Here is a 20,968-nt window from a genome sequence, read left to right on the forward strand (position 1 = left end):
TGGTTTACAACTAATTCCAAACAGTATCTGTTCATTTTTGAACAGAGAGGATCGCGATGAACAATCCACCGCAGTTTACTTGGGACGATCTGCAGTTTTTTCTAGCCGTCGCCCGCACCGGACAGCTGTCGACGGCGGCGCGCCAGCTGCGTTCCAGCCACGCCACCGTCTCGCGCCGCATCGACCGGCTGGAGTTCACCCTCAAGGTCAAGCTGTTCGAGCGCAATCCGCGCGGCTATGTGCTGACCGCCATGGGCACGCGCTTCGTCGAGACGGCCGAAAGGATGGAGCAGGAGACAGAACGGCTGCGCGCCGACCTTGCCGACGGCTCGATGGCGCAGCGCGGCCTGGTGCGCCTCAGCGCGCCGGAAGGTTTTGCCAATTTCTTCTTCGCGACCGTGCTGCCGCAGTTTGCCGCCCAGCATCCGCACCTGTCGCTGGAACTGGTGACGATCCAGCAGATCATGTCGCTGTCGCGCAAGGAGGCCGATCTTTCCGTCGTGCTCGACGAGCCGAAGGGCGGGCCTTATTTCGCCGAGAAACTGACCGACTACCATCTGCAGATCTACGGCTCGCGCGACTATCTGGCGAAGGCGCCTGCGATCACCTGCCGCGAAGACCTGCTTGAGCATCCCTTCGTCAGCTATATCGAGGAAATGATCTTCGCGCCGGGCCTGGACTATCTCGGCGACGTGCATCCGCGCATCAAGCCGCAATTCCAGAGCTCCAGCATCTTCGCGCAGCTCACCGCCACGAGAAACGGTCTCGGCCTCTGCATCCTGCCCTATTTCTTCGCCAGCCGTTATCCCGAACTGGTGCGCGTGCTGCCCGAGGAAATCGACCTCAAGCGCCATTACTGGATTACCTGCCACCGCGACCTGAAACAGGCGCCGCGCGTGCGCGCCGTCATCGATTTCCTGCGCGAGGCGGTGCGCGGCGAGGATACGCGCTTCGTGCCGCCCTATGTCACCGCCGCCGGCCCGGCGCGCCGGGCAAGGGAAAGCTGATTATTTCAGGAATTCAGCCCGGTGCGGGGTGAACGTATCGATCAGCCGGCCCTTTTCCAGGGCCTTGACGCCGTGGACGAGATTGGGAGGCACGATGAAGCTGCCACCCTGCTGCAGGACTTCGGTCCGGCCATCGATCGTCACCTCGAAACTGCCTTCGGCGACATAGCTTGCCTGGATATGCGGATGCGAATGGGCAGCCCCGACGGCGCCGCTTTCGAAGGCCACTTCCACCATCATCATCTCGGGCAGATAGGTCATGATGCGCCTCACGACGCCGGGCTCCGGGTTGACCCATTCGGCGCCTTCGGCCGATACGAACAGATCGCTTGACGACATTTCCGCCTCCTCGTTGCAGAATCGATCGCGGGCAAAGTGGAGCATGCCGAGACTTTTGAAAAGATGGCGCGGCCCGTCTTTTCGAGACTGCCGCCTTCTGTTGACGCGGTCGGCTGGCGGGTCTATGGCCACTTAAGCGAGGCAAGCCAGAACCGGGATGAGGAGACGCGGCCATGCAGCATACGCGCGAAGTTTTCGACTGGGCCGATCCATTCCGGCTGGTGGAGCAACTGACCAGTGAAGAGCGCATGGTGCAGGACACCGCCCACGCCTATGCGCAGGAAAAGCTGGCGCCCCGGGTTCTCGACGCCTTCCGCCATGAAAAGACCGATCCCGAAATCTTCCGCGAAATGGGCGAACTCGGCCTGCTCGGCCCGACGATCTCTCCCGACTACGGCGGCGCCGGCCTCGGTTACGTCGCCTACGGCCTGATCGCCCGCGAGGTCGAACGGGTCGACAGCGGTTACCGCTCGATGATGAGCGTCCAGTCCTCACTCGTGATGGTGCCGATCGAAACCTTCGGGTCGCAGGCGCAGAAGCTGAAATACCTGCCGAAACTCGCCACCGGCGAATGGATCGGCTGCTTCGGCCTGACCGAGCCCGATCACGGCTCCGACCCCGGCTCGATGGCGACGCGCGCCAGAAAGGTCGACGGCGGCTACAGCCTCACCGGCTCGAAGACCTGGATCTCCAATGCGCCGATCGCCGATGTCTTCGTCGTCTGGGCAAAGACCGAGGATGGGCTCATCCGCGGCTTCATCCTCGAAAAGGGCTGGAAAGGGCTTTCGGCGCCCGCCATCCACGGCAAGGTCGGCCTACGCGCCTCGATAACAGGCGAAGTGGTGATGGACAGTGTCTTCGTGCCCGAGGAAAACCTTTTGCCTGGCGTCACTGGCCTCAAGGGACCGTTCACCTGCCTGAACTCGGCCCGCTTCGGCATTGCCTGGGGCGCGCTCGGCGCGGCCGAGGATTGTTATGCGAGAGCACGGCAATATACGCTGGAGCGCAAGCAGTTCAGCCGGCCGCTTGCCGCCAACCAGCTGATCCAGAAGAAGCTCGCCGACATGGCCGCTGAGATCTCACTCGGCCTTCAGGGCTGCCTGCGGCTCGGCCGCATGAAGGAGGAAGGCCATCCGCCGGTGGAGCTGACCTCGATCCTCAAGCGCAACAGCTGCGGCAAGGCGCTGGAGATCGCGCGGGCGGCCCGCGACATGCTCGGCGGCAACGGCATCTCCGACGAATTCGGCATCGCCCGTCATCTCGTCAACCTCGAAGTGGTCAACACCTACGAGGGCACACACGACATCCACGCGCTGATCATCGGCCGGGCAATCACCGGCATCGCCGCCTTTGCGAACTAGGCCGGGAAGGCGAATTGCCACGCGCCTGACAATGTGCAACTTTCCTTAATTGCGGCAAGCGCCGGCAAAAAGGGGGTCATGCATGTTTCTGCTTCTTGCATTGCTGATCGGTGTCATATCGGGCCTTCGCACCATGACCGCACCGGCCGCCGTCGCCTGGGGCGCAGCACTCGGCTGGTTCGACGTGTCGCAGACGCCTCTTGCCTTCATGGGGTATCGATGGACGCCGTGGATCTTCACGGTTCTCGCCATCGTCGAACTGATCGCCGACCAGCTGCCGTCCACGCCGTCGCGCAAGGTGCCGATGCAGTTCGGCGCCCGAATCGTTTCAGGCGCCCTGGCAGGGGCGACGATCGGCGCCGCCAGCAGCCTCCTCTTCGGCGGGCTGATCGCCGGGGTGATCGGCGCCGTCATCGGCACATATGGCGGCGCTGCCGCCCGTAGCCGGCTTGCCGCCTCGTTTGGCAAGGACCTGCCGGCTGCTCTCATCGAAGACGCCGTCGCCGTCATCGGCGCGGTATTGATCGTGGCGGCCGTGTCATGAAGAGCTTCGACGCCATCGTTATCGGCGCCGGCCAGGCCGGTCCATCGCTTGCCGCCCGCATGGTCGAAAAGGGCATGAAGGTGGCGTTGATCGAGCGCAAATTCCTCGGCGGCACCTGCGTCAATGCCGGCTGCATGCCGACGAAGACGCTGGTCGCCAGCGCCCGCGCCGCCCATGTCGCAAGAACCGGCGCCGCCTATGGCGTCAATATCCCGGGCGAGATCGCCATCGACATGAAGGTGGTCAGGGCTCGCGCCGAAACGGTGACGATGAATGCCCGCAACGGCCTGATCGGCTGGCTCGCCGGCATGGACGGCATGACGGTGATCTACGGCCACGCCTGTTTCGAAGGCCCGAAGACCGTCAGCGTCAACGGCGAGACGCTGACCGCACCGCGCATCTTCCTCAATGTCGGGGCGCGGCCGGTCATCCCCGCGCTACCCGGCATCGACGACATCGACTACCTCACCAGCACCTCGATCATCCAGCTCGACACGCTGCCGCGGCATCTCACCATCATCGGCGGCAGTTATATCGGGCTGGAATTCGCGCAGATGTATCGCCGCTTCGGCGCCGAGGTCAGCGTCATCGAGCATGGCCCGAAGCTCGCGTCGCGCGAGGACGAGGATATATCCGACGCGATCGCCGATGTGCTGCGCTCGGAGGGCATCGACATTCATACCGGCGTCAGCGACATCGCCTTCGCCAGGAGCAGCGACGGGATAACGGTCGCCACCGATTCAGCGAGGATCGATGCGAGCCATGTGCTGATCGCCACCGGCCGCAAGCCGAATACCGACGATCTCGGCCTCGATGCCGCCGGCGTCATTACCGATCAACGCGGTTTCATCACCGTCGACGACAGGCTCGCCACCAATGTCGAGGGCATCTGGGCGCTCGGCGACTGCAACGGCCACGGCGCCTTCACCCACACCTCCTACAATGATTTCGAGATTGCCGCCGCCAACCTGCTCGATGGCGACGACCGCAAGCTCTCGAGCCGCATCCCGGCCTATGCGCTCTACATCGACCCGCCGCTCGGCCGCGTCGGCATGACGGAAAAACAGGCGCGCGCTTCCGGACGCAAGATCATGGTCTCGACCCGGCCGATGAGCCGGGTCGGCCGCGCCAATGAACGCGGCGAGACCAAGGGTTTCATGAAGGTGGTTGCCGATGCCGAGACAAAGGAAATCCTCGGCGCGGCGATCCTCGGCATCGAGGGCGACGAGGTGATCCACGGCCTCATCGACGCAATGAATGCGGGAACGACCTATCCCGCCTTGCAATGGTCGGTGCCGATCCATCCGACGGTGTCGGAGCTGATCCCGACCCTGCTTGGGGATTTGAAGCCGGTTTAGCGGTAGAAACCCAGGGGCAAGGACGGCTGGAGGCGGACTGCGTGTCTATCGAACTGCTGATCGAGAATTACGGTCTGCTGGCCATATTCCTGGGCGCCGCCTTCGAAGGCGAAACAGCCGCGTTTCTCGGAGGCGTGATTTCCCATCGCGGGCTGCTGACTTATGGGGCGGCGTCGCTTGCGGCAACGGCGGGCTCCTTCGCCGGCGATCAACTATGGTTCTTCGTCGGTCGTTACGCCGCGCAATGGGGCTTTGTCCGCCGGCTGATGGAAAAGCCGGCCCTGGCGCGCGCAACCGGGCTTCTGGAAAGATATCCCACCGGCTTCATCTTTGCGTTTCGTTTTCTGGTGGGGTTGCGGACAATCAGTCCGATCGTCATCGGCACGACGCGGATTCCGACCGGAAAATTCGTCGTCATGAATGCCGCAGCCGCGTTGGTGTGGGGGCAGTTGTTCACGGGGCTCGGTTATCTCTTCGGGCATGGCGTCCAACAGACATTGGGCCACCTTCCGCTTCACCGCCACCTGCTGATCGCAGTCGGAGCCGCGGCTGTCGTCGCAGCCGCGGCGCTTGCCTTTCGCAAGATGAAACTGAGTGCCAGGCACTCATAGGAGCAGACTGGGGAACAGACTGGCTCTATTCCATCACGATCTGCAGCTTCACATCGCTTGGCCGCGCCTCGACGGCGCGATCGAACGCCTTGATCGAATCTTCGAATTTGAAGGTCTCTGATATCAGCGGCTTCAGGTCGACGCGGCCCGAGCCAAGCAGCGCGATCGACCGCTCATACTGATGCGCGTAGCGGAACACCGTCTCGATGCGGATTTCCTTGGTGGATGCCGTCGAGACGTCGAAGCCGATCGGGTTGACCGGCAGGCCGACGACGACGATGACGCCGCCCGGGCGCGGCAGCGCCATGATCGTCTCCCAGGCCTTCGGCGAACCGGAGCATTCGAAGACGACATCGGCGCCCCAGCCGTCGGTCAACCGGCCGACCTCTTCGCTCAGGTTCTGCTCGCGGATATTGACCGGAATGACGCCCTGGTATTGTGCGGCGATATCGAGCTTCGGCTGGGCGAGATCGGCAACGATCGCCCGGGCGCAGCCGCCGGCAAGCGCGGCGATCGCCACCATCGTGCCGATCGGTCCGGCGCCGAGAACGACGGCAGTATCACCAGGCGTTATCTTCGCCTTGGCTGCCGCCTGCATGCCGACGGCGAAGGGCTCGACCATGGCGCCTTCGGCAAAGCTGACATTGTCGGGCAGCTTGAAGGTGTAATTGGCGGGATGCACGACCTCCGGCGTCAGCACGCCGTGGATCGGCGGGGTCGCCCAGAAGGTCACGGCCGGGTCGATATTGTACAGGCCGAGCCGGCTTGCCTTGGAATTCGGATCGGGAATGCCGGGCTCCATGCAGACGCGGTCGCCGACTTTCAGATGCGTGACGCCGGCCCCAACCTCGACCACCGTGCCCGCCGCTTCATGGCCGAGCACCATCGGCGCGTTGACGATAAAGGGACCGATCTTGCCGTGCGTATAATAATGCACGTCCGAACCGCAGACACCAACGGTGTGGATCCGGATCTTCACCTCGCCGGGGCCGGTTTCGAGCGGCAGATCGATATCGCGAAGCGCAAGCTCATGCTGGCGCTCGAGGACAAGCGCGCGGACTTTGGTCATCGTCGGTTTCCTTCCCTAGTGGCTTGCCCATGACTCCATCGGGCAGCGTCGAAGCTGACTATAAGGCCCGAAGCCGTCCCAATTCAACCGGATTGCGAAGGCTTTTGCTCAACAAATGAAAAAATGCTCACAGCAAAGATCCAGGGCCGAGGATCGGCTCGCCCGCTGGTCCGATGGCGGTCGGCCTCGCAAGGGCATTTATAAGATTTTTATATTGACGGTCCGTCGCCCGTCTCGAACCTTTATGCCGTTCGGCTCCATATTGATGTCCGAGAGATCGAAAAGATCATCTCCACGCCAGAAAGCATGAAAGGCGACGTCCCTGGATCCGGCCTGAATCCGGATAGCGCCCTTTGTCTTGTCTGACTCCAAGAAGAACAACAGGAGTCACGATCATGATGGATATCATTCTACTCGCCACGGCGATCATATTCTTCGCGCTGTGCTTTGCCTATACCAGAGCCTGCGACAGGCTTTGACAGGAGAAACGACGATGATCCTCGATTATGTCTTGAGCGGTGCGGTAACCGTGTTTCTCACCGTTTACCTCACCTACGCTCTCCTTCGCCCAGAACGCTTTTGAAGAGAACCGGCGCTTCTCGGTCGCGCATGCGCGCCCTCAGATGCAGCCGGGTATTGAAAGTTTACCCCATGAACCTCAACGGATGGCTTCAGATCCTGCTTTACTGCGGGATCGTTCTTGTGCTCGTCAAACCGCTCGGCGGCTATATGACGCGTGTCTTCAACGGCGAGCGCACCCTCCTCTCACCCGTGCTCGTTCCGATCGAACGGGGACTTTACCGCATTGCCGGCACTCGCGAAGGCGAGGAGCAGCATTGGACCTCCTATGCCTTCGCCATGCTGATGTTCAACCTTCTGGGCGTCATCGTGCTTTACGCGCTGCAACGCCTGCAAGCCGGCCTTCCCTATAATCCGGCCGGCATGGCAGCCGTCCCGCCGGAGCTTTCCTTCAACACCGCCGTCAGCTTCGTCAGCAACACCAACTGGCAGAATTACGGCGGCGAAAGCACCATGTCCTATCTGACGCAGATGGCCGGCTTCACCGTCCAGAACTTCGTCTCCGCGGCGACCGGCATTGCCATTGCGCTTGCCTTCATCCGCGCCTTCTCGCGCGCCTCGGGCAAGGCCATCGGCAATTTCTGGGTCGATATGACGAGGGCCACCTTCTATGTGCTGTTGCCGATCTGCATCGTGCTGACGCTGGTCTATGTCTATCTCGGCGTGCCGCAGACGCTTGGCCCCTACGTCAATGCGACGACGCTTGAAGGCGCGCAGCAGACGATCGCCGTCGGCCCCGTCGCCTCGCAGCTTGCCATCAAGATGCTCGGGACCAATGGCGGCGGCTTCTTCAACGCCAATTCGGCCCATCCGTTCGAAAACCCCGATGCGATCTCCAACCTCATCCAGATGGTGTCGATCTTCGCGATCGGCGCGGCTTTGACCAACGTCTTCGGCCGCATGGTCGGCAATCAGCGCCAGGGCTGGGCGATCCTCGCCACGATGGGCGTCCTGTTCGTCGCCGGCGTCACCGTCACCTATTGGGCGGAAGCCGCCGGCAATCCGCTGATGCATGCCTTTGGTCTTGGCGGCGGCAATATGGAAGGCAAGGAAGTCCGCTTCGGCATCGCCCTATCCTCGCTGTTTGCGGTCATCACAACGGCCGCCTCCTGCGGCGCGGTCAACGCCATGCACGGCAGCTTCACCGCCCTTGGCGGCCTCATCCCGCTGATCAACATGCAGCTCGGCGAAGTCATTGTCGGCGGCGTCGGTGCCGGTTTTTACGGCATTCTGCTCTTCATCATCGTCGCCGTCTTCGTCGCCGGCCTGATGGTCGGCCGCACCCCGGAATATCTCGGCAAGAAGATCGAGGCGAAGGAAATGAAGATGGCCGTTCTCGCCATCCTCTGCCTGCCGCTCGCCATGCTGGTCTTCACCGCGATCGCAAGCGTCCTTCCGAGCGCAGTGGCATCGGTCGGGACTTCCGGTCCGCACGGCTTCTCCGAAATCCTCTATGCCTATACGTCGGCTGCGGCCAACAACGGCTCGGCTTTCGGCGGCCTGACCGGCAATACGCCCTGGTACAACATCACCCTTGGCCTCGGCATGCTGATGGGCCGCTTCCTGGTCATCATCCCGGCTCTTGCCATTGCCGGTTCGCTGATCGCCAAGAAGTCGGTTCCGGCCTCGGCGGGCACCTTCCCCACGGATGGTCCGCTCTTCGTCGGCCTGCTCGTCGGCACGATCCTGATCGTCGGCGGCCTGACCTTCTTCCCGGCCTTGGCCCTTGGCCCCATCGTCGAGCACCTGGTCATGATCGCCGGCCAGACCTTCTGAGGTGATGCCATGATCCTCCGTCAGAGGCTTCGCAATGCCTTCCACCCACGTCCCGGTGCGCCGGGACGCGGGAATGGCCCGGGGCCCCAGGCCTCCGACATCATCCTGGTGATGATGGCAGGCCTCCTCGTCATCGCCGCCATCTTCAAAATCCTACAGGGCTGACCGGCTTCCGGTTCGCCATCCTCGTTTCAAAGCTGGAGTCTCTTATGAGCCAGGCAAAATCCGCGAGCATCATGGATTCTCGCATCCTCATTCCGGCGGTGAGCGCCGCTTTCAAAAAGCTCAACCCCCGGGCGCTTGCCAGAAATCCGGTCATGTTTGTCGTCGCCACGGTTTCGGTGCTGACCACCGTGCTTTTCCTGCGCGATCTTGTGGCCGGCAACGGCAATCTCGGCTTCTCGTTCCAGATCAATCTCTGGCTCTGGTTCACCGTGCTGTTTGCCAATTTCGCCGAAGCCGTCGCCGAAGGCCGCGGCAAGGCGCAGGCGGATTCGCTGCGCAAGGCGCGCACCGAAACCCAGGCCAAGCTGCTGACCGCCAATAATGGCAGCGGCTACCGCATGGTGCCGGGCACCAGCCTCAAGGTCGGCGACGTCGTGCTCGTCGAGGCCGGCGACATCATCCCGTCGGACGGCGAGGTTATCGAAGGCGTGGCCTCCGTCAACGAAGCGGCGATAACAGGCGAATCCGCCCCGGTCATTCGCGAATCGGGCGGCGATCGCTCGGCGGTCACAGGCGGTACGCAGGTGCTGTCCGATTGGATCCGCGTGCGCATCACCGCCGCGGCCGGTTCGACCTTCCTCGACCGGATGATCGCCCTGGTCGAAGGTGCCGAGCGTCAGAAGACCCCGAACGAGATCGCGCTCAACATCCTGCTCGCCGGCATGACGCTGATCTTCGTGCTTGCGACGGCGACGATCCCGAGCTTTGCCATCTATGCCGGCGGCTCGATCCCGATCATCGTGCTGGTCGCCCTCTTCGTGACGCTAATCCCGACGACGATCGGCGCACTGTTGTCGGCGATCGGCATTGCCGGCATGGACCGCCTCGTCCGTTTCAACGTGCTCGCCATGTCCGGCCGTGCCGTCGAAGCCGCCGGCGACGTCGACACGCTGCTGCTCGACAAGACCGGCACGATCACGCTCGGCAATCGCCAGGCGACGACCTTCCGCCCGGTTCGCGGCGTTTCCGAACAGGATCTCGCCGATGCCGCCCAGCTTGCCTCGCTTGCCGACGAAACGCCGGAAGGCCGCTCCATCGTCGTGCTCGCCAAGGAAAAATACGCGATCCGCGGCCGCGACATGGCAAGCCTCAAGGCCACCTTCGTACCCTTCACCGCCCAGACCAGGATGAGCGGCGTCGATCTCGAAGGCTCTTCGATCCGCAAGGGCGCCGTCGATGCCCTGCTCGCCTATGTCAACGGCGACGCACCTTCGAAGAACGGCAGCGAAGTCATGCGCGAGTTGCAATCGATATCAGACGAGGTCGCCAAATCAGGCGGCACGCCGCTGGCAGTCGCCCGCGACGGCCGGCTGCTCGGCGTCATCCAGCTGAAGGATATCGTCAAGGGCGGCATCCGCGAGCGCTTCACGGAACTCCGCCGCATGGGCATCCGCACCGTGATGATCACCGGCGACAACCCGCTGACGGCAGCCGCCATCGCCGCCGAAGCCGGTGTCGACGACTTCCTTGCCCAGGCAACGCCCGAGATGAAGCTGGCGCTGATGCGCGAGGAACAGTCGAAGGGCAAGCTCGTCGCCATGTGCGGCGACGGCACCAACGATGCGCCGGCCCTTGCCCAGGCCGACGTCGGCGTCGCCATGAACACCGGCACGGTTGCCGCCCGCGAGGCCGGCAACATGGTCGATCTCGACTCGGACCCGACGAAGCTCATCGAGATCGTCGAGATCGGCAAACAGCTGCTGATGACGCGCGGCGCGCTGACGACCTTTTCGATCGCCAACGACATCGCCAAGTACTTCGCCATCATCCCGGCGATGTTCCTGACCTTCTACCCGCAGCTCGGCATCCTGAACGTCATGGGACTTTCGACGCCGCAAAGCGCCATCCTCTCGGCGATCATCTTCAATGCGCTGATCATTATCGCCTTGATCCCGCTGTCGCTGAAGGGTGTTCGCTACCGTCCGATCGGCGCCGGCGCGCTGCTGTCGCGCAACCTGCTGATCTACGGCCTCGGCGGCATCATCGTCCCCTTCATCGGCATCAAGGCGATCGACATGGCCGTCGCAGCCCTCGGCCTGGCCTAACAAAATTGGCCTGAAACACTCCAAGGAGTCAGAACAATGTTGAAAGAACTTCGTCCGGCGGTCGTCATGATTGTCGCCACCACCGCCGTAACAGGCCTTCTCTATCCGCTCGCCATGACCGGCGCCGCCCAGGCCCTCTTCCCAACCCAGGCAAACGGCAGCCTGGTCGAGAAGAACGGCCAGGTGATCGGCTCAACGCTGATCGGCCAGGCCTTCACCAGCGACAAGTATTTCCACGGTCGCCCGTCGGCCGCCGGCGACGGCTACAATGCCGCCGCCTCCAGCGGCTCGAACCTCGGCCCGACCAGCCAGAAGCTGATCGACCGCGTCAAGAGCGATTATGAGGCCGCCAAGGCGGCAAACCCGAGCGCGGCGGTACCGGCCGACTTCGTCACCGCTTCGGGCAGCGGCCTCGATCCCCATATTTCGCCGGAGGCCGCCTATTTCCAGGTGCCGCGCGTCGCCAAAGCGCGAAGCCTGGATGAGGCCAGGGTCAAGGCGTTGGTCGATGGCGCCGTTCAAGGCCGCGAGCTCGGCCTTCTCGGCGAACCCACTGTCAATGTTCTGGCGTTGAACCAGAGCCTTGATGCTTCTATGACTGAGTGAGGGTTGGCAGGTTCAGTGCCGGTTGGCAACAAGGCCAACCCCATTCTCCGTCATCCTCGGGCTTGACCCGAGGATCCATGCCGCAGCTAACGGTGGATGCGGCTGTGGATGCTCGGCTCAAGACCGAGCATGACGGAGGATGGGGCGGGCGTAACGCACCACTTACGGCGCAGACATTTGTGTCAGGAATGCCATCCGCCTGCTGAGCCAAACCATGCCGGCACCTCGGCTAAACTGAGTTGACGAGGGATACGGAGACGTAACGCATTCTCGGTGGCCATCTGCAGAAAGACCGAACTACATGCCAGACGACAATCGCGACCAGGCCGGCAGGCCCTCGCCCGATGCGCTTCTCGAAAAAGCCAGGGCGGAGTCGCGTGGCCGTCTGAAGATTTTTCTGGGTGCCGCGCCCGGCGTCGGCAAGACTTACGAGATGCTGAACTCCGGCCGGGCCAAGATCGCCGACGGTCTCGATGTCGTCATCGGCGTCGTCGAGACCCACGGTCGCAAGGAGACCGAAGCGCTCGTCGCCGGTTTCGAGATCATTCCCCGCGTCGAAATCAGCTACAAGGGCCGGCCGCTCGAGGAAATGGATCTCGACGGTATCCTCGCCCGCCGGCCCGATCTCGTGCTGGTCGACGAACTCGCCCATACCAATGCAGAGGGCAGCCGCCATCCGAAGCGTTACCTCGACGTCAAGGAATTGCTCGATCGCGGCATCGACGTCTATACGACGCTGAACATCCAGCATGTCGAGAGCCTGAACGACGTCGTCTCGCAGATCACCCGCATCCGCGTGCGCGAGACGGTGCCGGACTCGATCATCGACCTTGCCGACGACGTCGAGATCATCGACTTGACGCCGGATGATCTGATCAAGCGCCTGCATGACGGCAAGGTCTATATGCCGCGCACCGCCGAGCGGGCGCTGACCAATTATTTCACGCCCGGCAATCTGACGGCGCTCAGGGAACTGGCGCTGCGCAAGACCGCCCAGCGCGTCGACGACCAGCTGCTCACGCACATGCAGGCCCATGCCATATCAGGCCCCTGGGCGGCGGGCGAACGCGTCCTCGTCTCGATCGACCACCATCCGCGCTCCGCCTCGCTGGTACGCTACGCCGCCCGCATGGCCTCGCGGCTGCGCGCGCCCTGGGCTGCCGTCTATATCGAGACCAACCGCTCGATCAATCTCACCGAGGCCGAGCGCGATACCGTTGCATCCACGCTGCGTCTTGCCGAGCAGCTCGGTGGTGAAGCGATCACCCTTCCCGGCCGCGAAGTCGCCGAAGAGCTCGTCCGCCACGCCACCACCAACAACGTTACCCATATCGTCATCGGCGCCCCGAAGAAGCCGACATGGCGCGATTGGTGGCATCGCTCGATCACCGACGAACTGATCCGCAAGACCGGCGAGATCAGCGTCCATGTCATTTCAGGCAATGAGAAGGACGGCACCACCGCGCGCGGCGTCAGGGCGGCCGCCACGGCGCCGGAACTGGATTTCAGGGCCTACCTGCTGGCGACCGGTTATGTCGCCATCGCGCTCGGCGTCAGCGTCGTGCTCGACCAGGTGCTCGACGTGCGCAACCTCGCCCTCGTCTTCCTGATGGCGGTGCTGACCTCCGCCGTCCTCCATGGACTGCGGCCGGCGCTTTACAGCTGCATCCTCAGCGCTTTATCCTTCAACTTCTTCTTCCTGCCGCCGCGCTACACGCTGACGATCAGCGATCCGGAAAGCGTGCTGGCCCTGTTCTTCTTCCTGGGCGTCGCCATCATCGCCAGCAATCTGACCGCCACCGTGCAGCGCCAGGCGGCGTCCGCGCGCCAGCGGGCGCGCACGACGGAGGATCTCTATCTCTTTTCCAAGAAACTCGCCGGCACCGGTACGCTCGACGACGTGCTCTGGGCGACCGCCTTCCAGCTTGCCTCGATGCTGAAGGTCCGCGTCGTGCTGCTGCTGCCGGAAGAAGGCACGATCGCCGTCAAGGCCGGTTATCCGCCCGACGACACGCTCGACGATGCCGACATCGCCGCCGCCCGCTGGGCCTGGGAGCACAATCACGCCGCCGGCCGCGGCGCCGATACCCTGCCCGGCGCCAAGCGCCTCTACGTGCCGCTCCGAACCGGGCGCGCCGCCGTCGGCGTCATCGGCCTCGACAGCGACCGCCGCGATGGTCCGCTGCTGACGCCGGAGCAGCAGCGGCTGCTCGATGCGCTGGCCGACCAGGCAGCCCTTGCCATCGAACGCGTCCAGCTCGTCGCCGATGTCGACCGGGCAAGACTTGCGGCCGAAGCCGACCGGCTGCGCTCGGCTTTGCTGACCTCGATCTCGCACGATCTGAAGACACCGCTTGCCGCCATCCTCGGCGCCGCCGGCACGCTGCGCGACTATTTCGCCTCGATGCCGGAGGAGGACCGCAGCGACCTGCTGTCGACCGTCGTCGACGAATCCGAGCGCCTCAACCGCTTCATCGCCAACCTGCTCGACATGACCAAGATCGAATCCGGTGCGATGGAGCCGAACCATGCGCTGCATTATGCCGGCGATATCATCGGCAGCGCGCTGCGCCGTGCCGCCAAGATCCTCGACGGCCACAAGACCGAGATGAGCATTCCCGCCGACCTGCCGATGGTGCGCGTCGATCCCGTCCTGTTCGAGCAGGTGATCTTCAACCTGCTCGACAATGCCGCGAAATACGCGCCCGAGGGATCGGTGATCCACATCGAGGGCTGGGCCGATGCCGACAACGTCGTCATCCAGGTTTCGGACGAAGGCCCCGGCATCCCGCCGGCCGATCTCACCCGGGTCTTCGATACCTTCTACCGCGTGCGCAAAGGCGATCAGGTGCGCGCCGGCACCGGGCTTGGCCTTTCCATCTGCCGCGGCTTCATCGAGGCGATGGGCGGCACGATCACCGCCGGCAACCGGACGGGCCGTCCGGGCGCGGTGTTCACCATCCGCCTGCCGAAACCCAACGACATTCCGAAACTGGACGAACTCAGATGACCGGTTCAGCCGTCAAAATCCTCGTCGTCGACGACGAGCCTCCAATCCGCAAGCTGCTCCGCGTCGGCCTGACCGCGCAGGGTTACGAGGTGCAGGAAGCGCCGAACGCCAGCGCCGCCCGGCAGTCGGTCGCCGACGACATGCCCGACCTCATCGTGCTCGACCTCGGCCTGCCCGACAAACCAGGCCACGACCTCTTACAGGAGTGGCGCGACGAAGGGCTTTCCATGCCCGTCGTGATCCTGTCCAGCCGCACCGACGAGGCCGGTATCGTCAAGGCGCTGGAAAGCGGCGCCGACGATTACGTCACCAAGCCCTTCGGCATCAACGAGCTCGGCGCCCGCATCCGTGTGGCGTTGCGCCACCGCCTGCAGCAGCAGGGCGAAAAGGCGATCTTCCAGACCGGCGGCCTGTCGATCGATCTCGTCAAGCGCATCGTCAAGGTCGACGGCAACGAAATAAAATTGTCGCCGAAGGAATACGACATTCTGCGCGTGCTCGCCCAGCATGCTGGCAAGGTGCTGACACACCAGTTTCTTCTGAAACAGGTATGGGGGCCGGCGGCGGATGTGCAGTATCTGCGCGTCTACGTCCGGCAGCTGCGGCAAAAGGTCGAGCAGATTCCCGACCAGCCGCACTATATCACCACCGAGACCGGCGTCGGCTACCGGCTCAGGGAACCGGATTGACCTCCCCTGCCTCCCGCTGCCCGAACAGTATTGAGCCGAACAGCATTGAGAATGACATGAATCTTCCCAACATCATCCGGCCGGAACACACCTTCATCGGCGTGTCGGCGCCGACCAAATGGCGTGCGCTGCAGACCATCGCGGACAAGGCGGCAAAGGCTTTTTCCATCGACGGCCAGGCCATCCTGAAGGCGCTCGAAGCGCGTGAAAAGCTCGGCTCCACCGGCATCGGCAACGGCATCGCCATTCCCCATGCGGCGATCGACGGCATGACCAGCCCGCGCGGCCTTCTCCTCCGCTTCGCCCAGCCGCTGGATTTCGAAGCGATCGACGATATTGCGACGGACATCGCCGTCGTGCTGCTCTTCGGGGAAAACAATCGCGGCGAATATTTGAACGTGCTGTCCGCCATCGCCAGGCGGCTGCAATCGGACGGCGTGCTTGCCGCCATGCGCAAGGCAAGGACGGTCGACGAATTCTATTCCGATTTCATCGCCGATTCCCGGGTGTGAAAAAGGCGCGGCCCGAAGGTCGCGCCCCATTTGTCTGCAATCAGACGATTTTAGAAGTCGCGCTGGAAGCGCAGGAAGCCGAACACTTCGTCGTCGCCTTCGTCCTCATCGTGATATTGCACGCTGAGCTTCGAACGCAGGTCTTCGACAATCTGGTAGTCGATCGTGACACCTGTGGTGTAGGCGCTGCCGCCGGTGAAGCCATTGCCGTCAGCTTCGAGAGCGATGTTTTCGAAGTACTGGAAGCCGGGGGTGACCGACCACTTGTCGTTGATCTTCAGGGCGTATTCTGCTGCGATCGTCCATTCGGACTCTTCGTAGTAGTAGTTGGCGCCGCTCGCCCATACGCCGGCAATGCCGAGCGTGCCAGGGCCGATATCGGCATAGACGATGCCGCGGACAGCGACTTCGCTGGTGTCGGTGTCATAACCGGCAAGCAGGTAGGCGCTGATGGCGCCGGCCTTGTAGGAGACCTGGCCTGCGACACCGAAGTTGTTCGGGCCTTCGCCCGGCTTGGTGGCGTAGTCGTCTTCCAGCTCGTCGACCGAGATGCCGGCCGCGAAAGCGCCGGACTCGTACTGATAACGGATCGAGTTATGGGTCGTCTCGTTGCTGGCGAGCGTATCGGTCTCGCCGCTCATGTCGTCATCCCACCAGCTGTACAGCTTACCGACGCGGAAGCCGGCGATGTCGAGATAACCTTCGTCAAGCAAAGCTTCCTGGTCGGAGGCATTGTCGACATTGTAACGCAGGGTGATGACGCCGGTGAGCGTACCGTACTCGGTGTCGTTCTTGGCCTGGAAGGTGACCTGACCGCGAGTCCAGAAGTTTACGTCGGAATCGCCGGCTATGTCGTCACCGAAGCGCACTTCGGTACGGATGTAACCGCCGATCGAAAGGCATGTTTCCGTCCCCGGAATATAAAAATAGCCGGTCCCATAGGCGTCGCAAACGCGAACATATTCCACGGGCTCGGGTTCCGCCGCCACGATGGCGTCGGCTGCGCGGGCTCCGGAGGCCGCGGCAAGGGCGGCAACGGAGGCAAAAAGCATAGTTCTGATATTCATTTTGAATGGCCCTAACAGGTTTGGAATGCGAGGCGCACTTCAAGGGTTGCCCCCGCGTAGCGGCCGGTGAATACGACCGCACGGAGGCCATATAGGAATCCGCAAGTGTCATCGCGGCAAAATCCAGGCAAAAATCTGCCGGACCATGTCGTTTTCGTGGAGGAACTGTGGCGAAAAAAACACGGTCCTGCCGCACGGCCGTAGCTGACCCCATTGGCCGCGGCCAACTTCGGCACGTCCATTTCCAAATTGCCCCTTAAATGGAATGACATTCTAACGGCAGTGCCGGAACCGGAAGAACCTTCGTTTCATTATACGACTGACTTGATAGTGTTTAGGCACAAACACGGAGGGTTCCCCAATGCAGACACAACGGCTCACCCGGCTCATCGCAGCCGCGGTCATGGCAGGCAGCTTCGCAATCGGGAGCATCGCTCCTGCATTCGCGGATCAGACGCTTCTTAACGTTTCCTACGATCCGACCCGCGAATTGTATAAGGATTTCAACGCCGCCTTTGCCGCCAAGTGGCAGAAGGACACCGGTGAAACCGTGACGATCCAGGCATCGCATGGCGGCTCCGGCGCGCAGGCCCGCTCCGTCATCGACGGCCTCGACGCAGACGTGGTCACCCTGGCCCTCGAAGGCGATATCGACGCCATCGCCAAGAAGACCGGCAAGATCCCGGCCGACTGGAAGTCCAAACTGCCCAACAATTCAACGCCCTATACGTCGACGATCGTCTTCCTGGTCCGCAAGGGCAACCCGAAGGGCATCAAGGATTGGGGCGACCTGATCAAGGACGACGTGCAGGTCATCACCCCGAACCCGAAGACCTCGGGCGGCGCCCGCTGGAACTTCCTGGCCGCCTGGGCATGGGCCAAGCAGGCGAATGGCGGCGACGACGCCAAGGCGCAGGAATATGTGACGAAACTGCTACAGCACGTTCCGGTTCTCGATACCGGCGCCCGCGGCGCGACGACCACCTTCGTCCAGCGCGGCCTCGGCGACGTGCTGCTCGCCTGGGAAAACGAAGCCTATCTTTCGCTTGAAGAGCTCGGTCCCGACCAGTTCGAGATCGTAACGCCGGCCTTCTCCATCCGCGCCGACCCGCCGGTCGCCGTCGTCGACGGCAATGTCGACAAGAAGGGCACGCGCAAGGTCGCCGAAGCCTATCTCAACTACCTCTATTCGGACGAAGGCCAGAAGATCGCCGCCAAGCACTTCTACCGGCCGATCAAGCCTGAAGCCGCCGATCCGGCCGACATCGCCCGCTTCCCGAAGCTGACGCTGGCGACCATCGACGACTTCGGCGGCTGGAAGGACGCACAGCCGAAATTCTTCGGCGACGGCGGCGTATTTGACCAAATCTACAAGCCGGCCCAATAATAGACTTCATGAAAGCACATAGCCCCACGCGGTGGCGGTTCAAGCGGCCGAGCGTCATTCCGGGTTTCGGAATGGCGCTCGGCCTTACCTTGACCTGGCTCACCCTTCTGATCCTCATCCCGCTCTCGGGCCTTGCCGTCCGGTCGAGCGCCCTCGGCTGGGAGCAATTCTGGTCGATCGCGTTCGATCAGCGCATATTGAACGCGCTGCGCATCAGCTTCGGCAGCGCCTTCATCGCCGCGACCATCAACGCCATCTTTGGCATCATCCTTGCCTGGGTGCTGGTGCGCTACCGTTTCCCCGGCAAGCGCGTCATCGATGCCATGGTCGACCTGCCCTTCGCGCTGCCGACCGCCGTCGCCGGCATCGCATTGGCGGCGCTCTATGCGCCGAATGGCTGGGTCGGCCAGTTTCTGACGCCGCTCGGTATCAAGATCGCCTTTACGCCGGCCGGCATCGTCGTGGCGCTGATCTTCGTCGGCCTGCCCTTCGTGGTGCGCACCGTGCAGCCGGTCATGGAGGAAATCGACAAGGAAGTGGAGGAAGCCGCAGCAACGCTCGGCGCCAACCGCTTCCAGACGATTTTCCGCGTGTTGCTGCCGGGGCTGGCGCCTGCCGTGCTCACCGGCTTCGCGCTCGCCTTTGCCCGCGGCGTCGGCGAATACGGCTCGGTGATCTTCATCGCCGGCAACCTGCCGTTCAAATCGGAGATCGCGCCGCTGCTGATCATCATCAAACTCGAAGAGTATAATTACGCGGCAGCGACCGGCATTGCGGCAATCATGCTGGTGATCTCGTTCGCCATGCTGCTCGTCATCAACCTCATCCAGAGCTGGAGCAGGCGGAGGTACGGCTATGGCGCTTGATGCGACCGTTCAACCCGCGAAGCTGCGTTCGGTGACCACCGAAAACAGGATCGCGCGCTTCACCCTGATCGCCATCTCGCTGATCTTCCTGCTGCTGATCCTGCTTCTGCCGCTTGCAGCCGTCTTCGTCGAGGCCTTCCGCAAGGGGCCTGCCCCCTTCTTCCAGGCGCTCGCCGATACCGAGACCTTCTCGGCGATTCGCCTGACGCTGATCGTTGCCGGCGTCAGCGTGCCGCTCAACCTCATCTTCGGGGTTGCCGCCGCCTGGGCGATCGCCAAGTTCGAGTTCAAGGGCAAGGCCTTCCTGACGACGCTGATCGACCTGCCCTTCTCGGTGTCGCCCGTCATATCGGGTCTGGTCTTCGTTCTGCTGTTCGGCTCCAGCACCTGGCTTGGCCAGTGGTTCAGCGCGCACGACATCAAGATCCTATTTGCGGTGCCGGGATTGATCCTCGCGACGATGTTCGTCACCTTCCCCTTCGTCGCCCGCGAACTGATCCCGTTGATGCAGGAACAGGGAACTGCCGACGAGGAGGCAGCTCTTTCGCTCGGCGCCAGCGGCTGGCAGACCTTCTGGTACGTGACGCTACCGAATATCAAATGGGGCCTGCTCTACGGCGTGCTGCTCTGCAACGCCCGCGCCATGGGCGAATTCGGCGCCGTCTCGGTGGTGTCGGGCCACATCCGCGGCCAGACGAACACCATGCCGCTGCAGGTGGAGATTCTCTACAACGAGTATAATTTCACCGGTGCTTTTGCCGTCGCCACGCTTTTGGCCTTGCTCGCGCTCGTGACTCTTGTTTTGAAGACGCTGCTGGAAATGCGCTATAGCGCTGAAATCGCCGCCAGCCGGCGGCACTGAAGGATTTGGAATGGAAGTACGCGTTCAAAACATTCGCAAGGAATTCGATCGTTTTCCGGCGCTGCACGATGTCTCGCTCGACATCCGCTCCGGCGAGCTGATCGCACTGCTCGGCCCTTCGGGCTCCGGCAAGACGACATTGCTGCGCCTGATCGCCGGCCTGGAAAGCCCGACCGAGGGACTGATCTTCTTCGGCGACGAAGATGCCTCGAAGAAATCGGTGCAGCAGCGCAATATCGGCTTCGTCTTCCAGCATTACGCTCTGTTCCGCTACATGACGGTGCTCGAAAACGTCTCCTTCGGCCTGAAGGTCAGAAGCGGTGCGCGGCGACCGCCGAAGGCCGACATCCGCCGGCGGGCGCTGGAACTGCTCGAACTCGTGCAGCTTTCCGGCCTTGAGAAACGCTATCCGGCCCAGCTTTCCGGCGGCCAGCGCCAGCGCGTGGCGCTGGCCCGCGCCATGGCCGTCGAGCCGAACGTGCTGCTGCTCGACGAACCCTTCGGCGCGCTCGACGCCCAGGTGCGCAAGGACCTGCGCAAGTGGCTGCGCGAGATCCACGACCGCACCGGACACACCACCGTCTTCGTCACCCACGACCAGGACGAGGCGCTGGAGCTTGCCGACCGCGTCGTCGTCATGAGCCAGGGGGCGATCGAACAGGTCGGCACGCCGGACCAGGTCTACGACAATCCGAATTCTCCCTTCGTCTTCGGCTTCATCGGCCAGTCGAACTGCCTGCAGGTCGAGATATCGGACGGCGACATCCGCTTCGACGGCCGCTCGCTCGGCCTCAATGCCGAGGGCGAACCGGATGGCGCGGCGCAGCTCTACTTCCGCCCGCATGACGTCAGGCTCTGCGAATCAGCTGAAAACTGCATCGCCGGCCAGCCGGTCTCCAGCCGCCGCGTGGCCGGCACCCGCCATATCGAACTCGATATCGGCAACGACCGCCCGCATATCGAGATCGAGCTGCCGCCGAGCGAGGCGGAAAGACTCGACCGCAACCGCGTGGCCTTCAAGCCGACCCGCTGGAAGCTGTTCCGCAGTTGATGGA

Annotated in this window: 20 protein-coding genes; 17 read left to right on the forward strand and 3 right to left on the reverse strand. The window is 63.0% G+C overall.

Annotation, left to right across the window (positions count from 1 at the left end):
• Positions 1-56: 56 nt before the first annotated feature.
• The gene (locus FHT69_RS12510; protein WP_047614914.1) at positions 57-1,007 is read left to right on the forward strand and encodes a LysR family transcriptional regulator; all 951 of its coding nucleotides are present in this window, start codon (positions 57-59) and stop codon (positions 1,005-1,007) included.
• Here FHT69_RS12510 and FHT69_RS12515 read toward each other — a convergent pair whose 3' ends face one another.
• The gene (locus FHT69_RS12515) at positions 1,008-1,346 is read right to left on the reverse strand and encodes a cupin domain-containing protein (RefSeq protein ID WP_028755705.1); all 339 of its coding nucleotides are present in this window, start codon (positions 1,344-1,346) and stop codon (positions 1,008-1,010) included. It lies immediately after the preceding gene.
• A gap of 173 nt (positions 1,347-1,519) precedes the next feature.
• Between FHT69_RS12515 and FHT69_RS12520 the strand changes: the two genes are divergently transcribed.
• The 4 genes from FHT69_RS12520 to FHT69_RS12535 all read left to right on the forward strand — a co-directional run bounded on the left by FHT69_RS12520 (position 1,520) and on the right by FHT69_RS12535 (position 5,220).
• The gene (locus FHT69_RS12520; protein WP_063476028.1) at positions 1,520-2,707 is read left to right on the forward strand and encodes an acyl-CoA dehydrogenase; all 1,188 of its coding nucleotides are present in this window, start codon (positions 1,520-1,522) and stop codon (positions 2,705-2,707) included.
• A gap of 82 nt (positions 2,708-2,789) precedes the next feature.
• On the forward strand, positions 2,790-3,251 hold the full coding sequence (locus FHT69_RS12525) for a DUF4126 family protein (protein WP_047614912.1): 462 nt from the start codon (positions 2,790-2,792) through the stop codon (positions 3,249-3,251).
• A complete protein-coding gene (locus tag FHT69_RS12530) occupies positions 3,248-4,609 on the forward strand; it encodes an FAD-containing oxidoreductase (RefSeq protein WP_183905431.1) in 1,362 nt (453 codons plus the stop codon). Before FHT69_RS12525 ends, FHT69_RS12530 begins: the two co-directional genes overlap by 4 nt.
• Before the next feature lie 41 nt (positions 4,610-4,650).
• Positions 4,651-5,220 carry a DedA family protein gene (locus FHT69_RS12535; RefSeq protein WP_028755701.1) on the forward strand — a complete coding sequence of 190 codons (570 nt, stop codon included), beginning with the start codon at positions 4,651-4,653 and terminating at the stop codon, positions 5,218-5,220.
• A gap of 25 nt (positions 5,221-5,245) precedes the next feature.
• Here the strand turns inward: FHT69_RS12535 and FHT69_RS12540 are convergent, their stop codons facing one another.
• The gene (locus FHT69_RS12540) at positions 5,246-6,289 is read right to left on the reverse strand and encodes an NAD(P)-dependent alcohol dehydrogenase (RefSeq protein ID WP_028755700.1); all 1,044 of its coding nucleotides are present in this window, start codon (positions 6,287-6,289) and stop codon (positions 5,246-5,248) included.
• Between the two features lie 493 nt (positions 6,290-6,782).
• On the opposite strand from FHT69_RS12540, the gene FHT69_RS12545 reads away from it, so the two are divergent.
• From FHT69_RS12545 to FHT69_RS12580, 8 genes are all read left to right on the forward strand, one after another.
• Positions 6,783-6,872, forward strand: a complete 90-nt coding sequence (locus FHT69_RS12545) for a K(+)-transporting ATPase subunit F (protein WP_082008793.1) — start codon at positions 6,783-6,785, stop codon at positions 6,870-6,872.
• 68 nt (positions 6,873-6,940) lie between these two features.
• Complete coding sequence (gene kdpA, locus FHT69_RS12550) at positions 6,941-8,644, forward strand: potassium-transporting ATPase subunit KdpA (protein WP_047612938.1); 1,704 nt, start codon at positions 6,941-6,943, stop codon at positions 8,642-8,644.
• Positions 8,645-8,653: 9 nt separating this feature from the next.
• Positions 8,654-8,809 carry a hypothetical protein gene (locus tag FHT69_RS12555; RefSeq protein ID WP_164735899.1) on the forward strand — a complete coding sequence of 52 codons (156 nt, stop codon included), beginning with the start codon at positions 8,654-8,656 and terminating at the stop codon, positions 8,807-8,809.
• Positions 8,810-8,853: 44 nt separating this feature from the next.
• Complete coding sequence (gene kdpB / locus FHT69_RS12560) at positions 8,854-10,914, forward strand: potassium-transporting ATPase subunit KdpB (protein ID WP_028755698.1); 2,061 nt, start codon at positions 8,854-8,856, stop codon at positions 10,912-10,914.
• 36 nt (positions 10,915-10,950) lie between these two features.
• A complete protein-coding gene (gene kdpC, locus FHT69_RS12565) occupies positions 10,951-11,520 on the forward strand; it encodes a potassium-transporting ATPase subunit KdpC (RefSeq protein WP_183905432.1) in 570 nt (189 codons plus the stop codon).
• A 301-nt stretch (positions 11,521-11,821) separates the two neighbouring features.
• Positions 11,822-14,530: a sensor histidine kinase gene (locus FHT69_RS12570; RefSeq protein ID WP_097622721.1), complete on the forward strand. Its 2,709-nt coding sequence runs from the start codon at positions 11,822-11,824 to the stop codon at positions 14,528-14,530.
• The gene (locus tag FHT69_RS12575) at positions 14,527-15,219 is read left to right on the forward strand and encodes a response regulator transcription factor (protein ID WP_047614906.1); all 693 of its coding nucleotides are present in this window, start codon (positions 14,527-14,529) and stop codon (positions 15,217-15,219) included. The genes FHT69_RS12570 and FHT69_RS12575 overlap by 4 nt, the downstream gene beginning before the upstream one ends.
• 56 nt (positions 15,220-15,275) lie before the next feature.
• Positions 15,276-15,731: a PTS sugar transporter subunit IIA gene (locus FHT69_RS12580; RefSeq protein WP_047614905.1), complete on the forward strand. Its 456-nt coding sequence runs from the start codon at positions 15,276-15,278 to the stop codon at positions 15,729-15,731.
• Between the two features lie 50 nt (positions 15,732-15,781).
• Here the strand turns inward: FHT69_RS12580 and FHT69_RS12585 are convergent, their stop codons facing one another.
• Entirely contained in the window at positions 15,782-16,798 is a 1,017-nt protein-coding gene (locus FHT69_RS12585) for a porin (RefSeq protein WP_028756382.1), read from the reverse strand.
• Between the two features lie 361 nt (positions 16,799-17,159).
• Between FHT69_RS12585 and FHT69_RS12590 the strand changes: the two genes are divergently transcribed.
• From FHT69_RS12590 to FHT69_RS12605, 4 genes are read left to right on the forward strand one after another with little or no spacing between them, the layout of a single operon-like run.
• Entirely contained in the window at positions 17,160-18,185 is a 1,026-nt protein-coding gene (locus FHT69_RS12590; RefSeq protein ID WP_047612933.1) for a sulfate ABC transporter substrate-binding protein, read from the forward strand.
• An 8-nt stretch (positions 18,186-18,193) separates the two neighbouring features.
• On the forward strand, positions 18,194-19,051 hold the full coding sequence (gene cysT, locus FHT69_RS12595; RefSeq protein ID WP_047612932.1) for a sulfate ABC transporter permease subunit CysT: 858 nt from the start codon (positions 18,194-18,196) through the stop codon (positions 19,049-19,051).
• On the forward strand, positions 19,041-19,913 hold the full coding sequence (gene cysW, locus FHT69_RS12600; protein ID WP_047612930.1) for a sulfate ABC transporter permease subunit CysW: 873 nt from the start codon (positions 19,041-19,043) through the stop codon (positions 19,911-19,913). The genes cysT and cysW overlap by 11 nt, the downstream gene beginning before the upstream one ends.
• Before the next feature lie 10 nt (positions 19,914-19,923).
• Positions 19,924-20,964: a sulfate/molybdate ABC transporter ATP-binding protein gene (locus FHT69_RS12605; RefSeq protein ID WP_047612928.1), complete on the forward strand. Its 1,041-nt coding sequence runs from the start codon at positions 19,924-19,926 to the stop codon at positions 20,962-20,964.
• The last annotated feature ends 4 nt before the right edge of the window (positions 20,965-20,968 follow it).

It is taken from the genome of Rhizobium sp. BK008 (assembly GCF_014197345.1).
In the GTDB taxonomy this organism is placed as follows: domain Bacteria; phylum Pseudomonadota; class Alphaproteobacteria; order Rhizobiales; family Rhizobiaceae; genus Rhizobium; species Rhizobium anhuiense.